Consider the following 7,566-nt stretch of genomic DNA (forward strand, 5'->3'; position numbering starts at 1 on the left):
AAAGGATTTAGCAATCCGTCGTAACGCACCATTGAATCTGTGTCAGTATGACAGCATATTTCGGACTAATAATGTACAAGTTAAAATGGTAAAATTCTTGTAGCACAGGTATCTTACCTGTTAGCTGTGTATCTCACAGGCAACGGAAAGTGCTGTAAGATGGTGCGTTACACTGCGTTAACGTACCCTACTGGACTAATTAGCTATAAAATGAAAAAAATTATCATCGGTGTGATGGGTCCGGGAGGTGGCGCTACTTCAACAGACCTGAAAAATGCCTATAAACTAGGTCAGTTAATTGCTCAAGAGTCTTGGGTTTTATTGACGGGTGGGCGAAATATCGGGGTGATGGATGCTGCGAGTCGGGGTGCGAAGTCTGTTAATGGTTTAACTATTGGTATTTTGCCAGGGAATAATCTTGATGGTATTTCTGAGGCAGTGGATATTCCTATTGTTACTGATATGGGTAATAGTCGGAATAATATTAATGTGCTCTCTAGCGATGTTGTGATTGCCTGTGGGATGGGAGCGGGTACTGCCTCAGAAGTTGCTTTGGCAATTAAGAATAATAAAAGGGTGATTTTGTTGGGTGGTAGTTTGGAAACTCAGGCTTTTTTTGTGGCTTTGTCTTGTGAAACAGTTTTTGTTGTGGATACTCCAGAAAGTGCTATTGAGGTAGTTAAGAATTTGGTTTGAAAGTTAATAGTTTCAATCCTTGAAATATTTTGTAGATATTGTAGGGGCGATTCGCATAGATGCCCCTACAGCTTATGGTTGTCTTTACTACTGTTGTTTCTGTTTCAATCCCTAATAGGGATTTTTAGTTATTTAAACAACCAGAAGACCTTACTGGAGATTGGGAAGAACCCGTTTCAATCCCTAATAGGGATTATTAGTTATTTAAACCTGGCTGCAATATTTTAAAGCTGGAATATATTCAAGTTTCAATCCCTAATAGGGATTATTAGTTATTTAAACAGGCGCTTCTACCTAATACCGCTACCAGGGGTCAAAGGTTTTTTGTTTCAATCCCCAATAGGGATTATTAGTTATTTAAACCGTAGGATCTTAGAACCCTTATCATATTTAGTTTTCGAGGTTCATTTGCGCGAATCAACTCAATATTACAATAAACCATCAAAAAATTACAATACCCTTTCCGAGAACAAATCCCAAAACCCTTACCAAACAAAGCTTTCAATATTTGCGCGAATCTCCAGCCAGACTCGATCGCCCTCAACCCCTTACCCACAAACAATTTCAACCCCCTATTTTCCCCCACCTCTGCTGTACAGCTACCCATCCGCGCAAAAATCCTCCTATTCCACAAAAAATACAGTATCGTCCCTAACTTCTAGCCCACCAATCCGTTCTACTTTCCCCTGGCAACATTGGCACAGAAAATAAAAACGAATATTATCTTCCTGGCCTTTAAGAAATTTGGCCAAACGCCCCCTCAACTTAGCATATTGAGTCTGAGTTAAATCACACTCAAAAATACTATACTGCATCCATTGACCATAAGATTTTAAAATCTTATGAATTTTTGTCCGTCGTTTATCATCAGAAATGTCATAACAAACAACCACATACATAAAAATTATTTCCCCAAAAAATAGACAGAAAAGAAAAGGCAGATTTCGACAACATTTGTATTTCCATCTGCCTCTAAATATCTAACAGCAATTACTTCAAAATTAAAGGCGGATATTTGTCAGTTTCACCCATCAAATATTTAGCTAAAAGTCGCCCCTGAAGTTCAAAAGCTTCTTGATAAGAACATTTCCTTTGTATTACCGGATGTTTAAATTGAGTTTGTTTTTTTTGTTCATAAGCTCGCAGGAAAATTTTCAATCCTTCTTTAGTTAAACTAACCGCCCCACTTATAGGTTCGGAAGTAAAGTTGGCGGGGGTTAATAAGCCTTTATTTAAAACACTTAAAACCATATTATCCACCACCAAACGACGAAATTCTTCCATCAAATCTCAAGCTAAGGAAGGACGACCATAATGTTCATAATGTAAATAACCTAAATAAGGATCGAAACCAACAATATTTACCGGAACATCAAGGTATAAAGCCTCTCCATTCATGGATAAAAAAGCGGTTGTTTGCGGAGCAGTCCGTTAGGATGGGATGGCGAGGTCTCCGTTCCCTCCGGGACGCTACGCGAACGCTAGCCTCCAATCAACCAAGAGAAGAAAAAAATTCCTTGAGCGCCAATCCTATCTCTTATAAGAAGAGGTAATTATTAATTATTAATTATTAATTATTGAAGGCACTTTGTACGTCATGGCGCAACAAAGCATAACCCAAACTTAATAAGGAATTAACTGGGTCTGTAGGTGGGCGACGTCGCCGAGCTTCAAAGGTAAAATCTGACCCTTTAATTAATCGATCAAAACAACCAAAATAAGCAGCACTTCCAGCACCTTCTAATCCGCGCAAGGAATCTATATTATTAGTAGAATTAATCGGGGCGATCGCTGCTTCTATTTTTTTCAAGGGTAGCTGGAAATCTAATTCGGAAGATTCCCGTTGCCGACGCAATAAAATATTTCGATAATTATTCAATTTTCCCCGAACAAAACCTTTAACAGCATGAACAGCTTGTTCAGATTTTCCGGCAGCTTTCCATTGAGCGGAACGAACAAAAATATTTTTAGTCATCTCGGGTTCTAGTCTGCCTAAATATTTGCCATTAGCTGTTAGGAATGACAAAGGAAGTTGTCGGGATAATAATTCCATTACCACTTGAGGAGAAACAGTTGCTCGACCTAAAATTACAACTCCATCTACTTTAATTAATGGAATATCTAAAAGTTTTTGTTTATCAGCTTTGACGACTAAGCGTTCATCATTTTTACCGATAAAAGCATCTTCGTGAGTTATGTAAGTAGTACCCATTTCAGTTATTAGTTATTTATCAGCGATCGGCTTTTTCAGTTATTAGAAAAACCTAACCCCCCAGCCCCCTTCCCTCCCTGGGAAGCTATGCTTTATAAACATCTTTCTTAACATAAAATTTGACACGCATAGACAAGTTATGAATAAGCATTTGAGAGGCTTTTTCCTGAGAAAAGTGTATTGAAAAGTACATTTTTTTAAGAAATTCACCCCAAGATTCTTACCGAATTATTAATTATTAATAATTAATAATTAAATAATTTTGGTTTAAAGCCTCCCCTTGGATAGGGGAAAAAAGCGGTCGAGGGATGCTGAGGAAACCTAGCCATATCCAATCTCCCCTTGAGAAGAAATAATATTTCCTGATCTTCAATTGGTGTAACGGTTAAAACCTTCTTGTAATTATCAAGTTCGCCATTATCAATTATCAATTAATGAATCCCCCCTCTTCCCCCTCTTCCCCCTCTTCCCCCTCTCCCCACCCTCCCACAAGGTTTTCAGGAGTTCCTTATCAGGAATAGCCAGGGAAGAGGGAGTAAGAAAACTAAAGTTTCAGTAGTAGGTTGGGTTGAGCGATAGTGAAACCCAACATTAAACTCTGGTGTTTTCTAGATAGATAATTGTTGGTTTTGTGGCAATCATAATTATCTTTGATTTTTAATTTTTTTGAGTATTTTAATATCAGTAATGTTGGGTTTCGTACCTCAACCCAGCCTACATTTAGGTTACTTAATCCGTATATCCGTGGCATAATCCGTGTCAGCAAACCTCTTCTCTATATTTATTTACTCGCTCATTTGCTAAAGGTAAACATTGAGAAAAAAGACTACAACCACGACAACGAGGACTATAAATTGCCAGAGGTACAATTCCCGACTCGCACAACTTCAACACATCAGAAATAGTAGCGATCGCCTGGTTTCTCAAATCTGTTGAAATTTCCACAGGTTGCCGTTGATGAGATTCAGCATAATAGATATAACCAGTATTAATAGTTTTCCTGGTCATCTCTTCTAAAGATAAAGCTTGAGCGCAAACTTGTAATTCATCATTATCCCATTTTCCTTTTTTTCCTCGTTTATATTCGACAGGAAAAAATTCACCATTTTCAGCTTCAATTAAATCTGATTTGCCGATTAATTTATATTTTTCCGACTTTAACCAAACAGCACGAACTTGCCAAACATCTTCTCGGTTTCCTTCACCTAAAGTATGGATACGGTCATGTAAAGTTGTACCTTCAATTGTGTATTGATTATCCATAAATTATCCAGCACAAAACATCCGCAAAAAACGATGAGGGCAATAACTATATTGATTCAAAGCAGCAATTGGAACATAATCAGTGTTTTGCATAAAAAAACCTTGCTTTTTGATAGTATAAAGACTTAATTACTAAAAAAATTGTCTGCCATTGCGAGGCGGGATGGAGAAAATAAGAAAGCTATTTTTTGCTCTGATTAATCCCGCCGAAGCAATCTTGATACAAACTGAGATTGCTTCAAGGGTTTTAGTTGCTTAATTTGTTAGATTAATTATCAATTACTCCCCCTCGCAATGACGGTTTAAAAGATAGTTTTTAGTTATTGCGACGGTCACTGCGTGGAAGGAAGCAATCTTAATTAAGCCTGAGATTGCTTCGGGGGTATTAATGGCTTCATTTGTTAGATTAACTATCAATTATTCCCCCTCGCAATGACATTTTCATGTTAGTTATTAATTAACCTTCGCTAGAGTTAATCCCCAAGAGGCTTGAAATCCTCGCAATGACATTTTCATGTTAGTTATTAATTAACCCCCATATTATTTAACCTCCTCACCATTCCCATTCCCATCGGCGTTTTTCTCCCTAAACCACAATAAATAGCAAAATCAGCTAAAGCACTAATATGTTTAATTTTCTCTGGTTCAATATCTCCAAAAATTCGATAAGTAACCTCACCCACTACCCCAATAAATTTACTCCGAGAATCAGAAACAATTTCTGTATTAATATCCAGATAACTTGGATAAATAGACTCAAGTGGAATTTTTTGAAATTCCATCCCACTATATTTATCCCAACGATTCAATAGAGAATTAAACACACAATCTTTAGTAGGCATCGGGGTATCATAAGTCCCTTGGCGAAAACAAGTAGGAGTAGCAAAATTTAAAGTAATAATTCTCTGAGAGTTAGAAGCATTTTCATATAATTCTTGATAGGAAAAAGAACCAACCCAGGGTTGATTAGATTTCGGCGTACTAAGAATACTAATAATGTTTAAATTTGCCGGACCTAAATGCCAGGGTTTGTCGGGATTAATATTCAACCAAAGTTTAGTTAATTCGCCAAATAAATTCTCGTCTAAAAGAGATATTCGCCACCAACAATTGGTATTTGCTTGAATATAATTTTTATGTTGCCATTGGAGAGTATGGTGGCGATTTTTTGACTGGGGTTTTTTAGTTTGTAAAAGACTGATAGTAAAAGGTTTATTGGCAGTAGATTCATGGAGGCGATCGCCTAAATTTTTATCGACGGAACTAACTAAAGTTAAGAATAAAGCATGGAGATGTCTACCTGTTAGATATCCGGTAGGAATAGGTGATTGAGGTATTAGGTTGAGGACGAGACTATAGGGCATTTTTTTGATGCTTAATTTGTGTAGGGTGGATTAGGTGGAGATAATTTCGACGGAGTTTTATTGAGTTTTTCAAGTGGGGTTGATATGGGAAATGGTTTTACTATCTGCTTCTTGGAGGGTTTATTGAGTGGTATAGGTCCAGGTGAGTCTGTTGCTTCTGGAGTAGTAGTAGGTATAGGTGAGTCTGTTGCTTCTGGAGTAGTAGTAGGTATAGGTGAGTCTGTTGCTTCTGGAGTAGTAGTAGGTATAGGTGAGTCTGTTGCTTCTGGAGTAGTAGTAGGTATAGGTGAGTCTGTTGCTTCTGGAGTAGTAGTAGGTATAGGTGAGTCTGTTGCTTCTGGAGTAGTAGTAGGTATAGGTGAATCTGTTGCTTCTGGAGTAGTAGTAGGTATAGGTGAATCTGTTGCTTCTGGAGTAGTAGTAGGTATAGGTGAATCTGTTGCTTCTGGAGTAGTAGTAGGTATAGGTGAGTCTGTTGCTTCTGGAGTAGTAGTAGGTATAGGTGAGTCTGTTGCTTCTGGAGTAGTAGTAGGAGTAAATTTAGGTGTGCGATTAATTAAATTAATATCTAACTTGTAGTCAGTACCAGGTAAACCACGTAAAGGAGTCAGGATTATTTTGTAGTCACCATCTGTAGGCAACTTTCCTTTCCAAATAGATACTTTCTCAGAGACTCGATCTATTGCTGCTCCATCTGCTCCCAATAAACTCATTAATACCCCTTCCCCTGTCACTAATAAATTCAAATTTTGCCCCTGAGTGCCAGAAATTATATACTTAATAGTTTCATTCCCTTTCAAATTACCCTCAATAGATATAGGTTCCCCAGGCAATACATTGAGACGCTCCTCAGAAGTAACCAATGTCGGTGAACTTATTGCTGGAGTTTCAGAAAGAGCAGAGGGTGTAGGTAATGGTTTCACTTCTATTTCTGGTGTTGAGGATGGTGCAGAAATAATTGGTGGTGGTGACACAGTAGGTGATGGTGATGATGTTGATGTAGCTGTTGGAGAAGGGGATGATGGAGTAGGAGCAATACTTGGTAAAGTTGGTATCGGTATGGGATTAATTTCAGTTTTTTTCTCAAGTTGAGGTTGTTGTTGTCTGCGTTTGAGGATAAAATTAACTACACCCCAAGAAGCTACCCCACATAATACAACTAATAGTGCCACTAATGCAGTTGCAGTCCACTTATAATTATCAAAAAAGCTATCATTATTATTAGTGTTAGGATTTTGATTTGGAGTTCCACCTACTGTCACTTCTTGAGAGGGAGAAAAGTTATTTTGTTCTTGGTTAATAGTAGGTAATTGCTGATATTTTACACCGGGTAATGTTGCTAAAGCTTTCCCTACCTCGGAGACAGACTGGTAGCGATCGCCTGGTTGACGACTTAACATTTTATTGATAATCTCAGCCAACTCTGGACTAACTGTTACCGACCGTTGCCAATTCCAGGTTAATGTAGTTTGATCGATTAATTCTTGAGGTTCTTTTCCAGTCAACAGTACAACAGTCGTAACTGCCAAAGCATATAGATCGCTATTTGCTGTTGCTCTTCCCAATTGAATTTGTTCCCAGGGAGCGTAGCCAAATTTTCCTACATTTGTCAGAGGTACACTTAAGTCGGGAGATTGAACTTTTGTAGCTATTTCCTTAACTACGCCAAAGTCTATCAATACTGGCATTTGGTCGCTTTCACGCCTAATGATATTGTCTGGAGATATGTCTCGGTGAATGATTCCAAAATTGTGAATATAACCTAAAACCGATAACATTTGTTCTAAAAAAGTTAACACTTCTGCTTCTGAGAACAAACTATTTGTCACCTGACGCTCTTGTAATATAGTCCTATAGGTTTTGCCTTCAACGTAATCTTGTAATAAGAATAGACGTTGATGTTCCTCAAAGGTAGCTCTAAATTTAGGAATTTGGGGATGTTGAATTTGATAGAGAACTGCTGCTTCACGAGAAAATAATTCTTGAGATTTTGTTACTGCATAAGCATTTGTTTGTTGGGGAATAAATTCT

Annotated in this window: 8 protein-coding genes; 1 reads left to right on the top strand and 7 read right to left on the bottom strand. The window is 37.7% G+C overall.

What is annotated here, in order from left to right:
- Window positions 1-210 precede the first annotated feature (210 nt).
- A complete protein-coding gene (locus F6K22_RS24565; protein WP_293103974.1) occupies window positions 211-696 on the top strand; it encodes an SLOG cluster 4 domain-containing protein in 486 nt (161 codons plus the stop codon).
- A gap of 623 nt (window positions 697-1,319) precedes the next feature.
- Here the strand turns inward: F6K22_RS24565 and cas2 are convergent.
- From cas2 to F6K22_RS24595, 7 genes are all read right to left on the bottom strand, one after another.
- Complete coding sequence (cas2, locus tag F6K22_RS24570; protein ID WP_293103977.1) at window positions 1,320-1,595, bottom strand: CRISPR-associated endonuclease Cas2; 276 nt, start codon at window positions 1,593-1,595, stop codon at window positions 1,320-1,322.
- A 91-nt stretch (window positions 1,596-1,686) separates the two neighbouring features.
- On the bottom strand, window positions 1,687-1,980 hold the full coding sequence (locus F6K22_RS24575) for a CRISPR-associated endonuclease Cas1 (RefSeq protein WP_363274349.1): 294 nt from the start codon (window positions 1,978-1,980) through the stop codon (window positions 1,687-1,689).
- A 6-nt stretch (window positions 1,981-1,986) separates the two neighbouring features.
- Window positions 1,987-2,094: a CRISPR-associated endonuclease Cas1 gene (locus tag F6K22_RS42470; protein WP_363274342.1), complete on the bottom strand. Its 108-nt coding sequence runs from the start codon at window positions 2,092-2,094 to the stop codon at window positions 1,987-1,989.
- 172 nt (window positions 2,095-2,266) lie between these two features.
- Window positions 2,267-2,908, bottom strand: coding sequence for a CRISPR-associated endonuclease Cas1 (gene cas1 / locus F6K22_RS24580; RefSeq protein WP_363274344.1), 642 nt, complete (start codon window positions 2,906-2,908; stop codon window positions 2,267-2,269).
- A 759-nt stretch (window positions 2,909-3,667) separates the two neighbouring features.
- Complete coding sequence (gene cas4, locus F6K22_RS24585) at window positions 3,668-4,171, bottom strand: CRISPR-associated protein Cas4 (RefSeq protein WP_363274346.1); 504 nt, start codon at window positions 4,169-4,171, stop codon at window positions 3,668-3,670.
- Between the two features lie 524 nt (window positions 4,172-4,695).
- Window positions 4,696-5,535 carry a CRISPR-associated endoribonuclease Cas6 gene (cas6, locus tag F6K22_RS24590; RefSeq protein ID WP_293103980.1) on the bottom strand — a complete coding sequence of 280 codons (840 nt, stop codon included), beginning with the start codon at window positions 5,533-5,535 and terminating at the stop codon, window positions 4,696-4,698.
- 11 nt (window positions 5,536-5,546) lie between these two features.
- The coding region (locus F6K22_RS24595) for a protein kinase domain-containing protein (protein ID WP_293103983.1) at window positions 5,547-7,566 on the bottom strand (2,020 nt) is incomplete at its 5' end.

Source organism: Okeania sp. SIO2F4 (assembly GCF_010672385.1).
Lineage (GTDB): Bacteria > Cyanobacteriota > Cyanobacteriia > Cyanobacteriales > Microcoleaceae > Trichodesmium.